Source organism: Pseudomonas sp. SB113, from assembly GCF_040754745.1.
GTDB lineage: Bacteria > Pseudomonadota > Gammaproteobacteria > Pseudomonadales > Pseudomonadaceae > Aquipseudomonas > Aquipseudomonas grimontii.
Window position 1 is genome coordinate 1 of the sequence record NZ_JBFMHW010000157.1, and the last position, 461, is coordinate 461.

The 461-nt window shown below is 57.3% G+C and carries 1 pseudogene; it reads right to left on the reverse strand.

From position 1 onward, the window contains the following. Nucleotides 1–160 precede the first annotated feature (160 nt). Nucleotides 161–461, reverse strand: a pseudogene (locus AB1462_RS31940) (hypothetical protein); the annotation flags it as partial.

Consider the following 461-nt stretch of genomic DNA (forward strand, 5'->3'; position numbering starts at 1 on the left):
ATCCCCACACCACGCCACCCTTCGCGGCACTGAGGGCTTCATGCTCTTCCTGTTGCAGCCGCTCCAGATCGTAATGGGCTCCAAGAACCTGCTCGACATAGACACGCCTGTTAAGCCAGGATTGACACGCCTCCACATCCTTGATCACGGATCGAATGGACTAGACGCCCTTAGGACCACTTAACGGCCCCCTGTCCAGAAGCCTTCGTGTGCCGAGAAGCAGGCCAGACCAGAAGCCCTCCGAGACCATGTTGAAGATCATTTGGTTCAGCGGCGGACGAGCGCCCCGGGCATCATTTGCGAGGCGAACGATCCGCACCGTTGTCCGAAAGGCCGCGTAGTTCCACAGCAAGTCCTGAATAGTCTGGTGGATACCGGTTCTCTTGTCGGCGAACGCGTCCCGCCACATCGCTATGCGTTGAGCATTCTTTTCATTCTTTGCTTGCTGCCCCCTCATATGA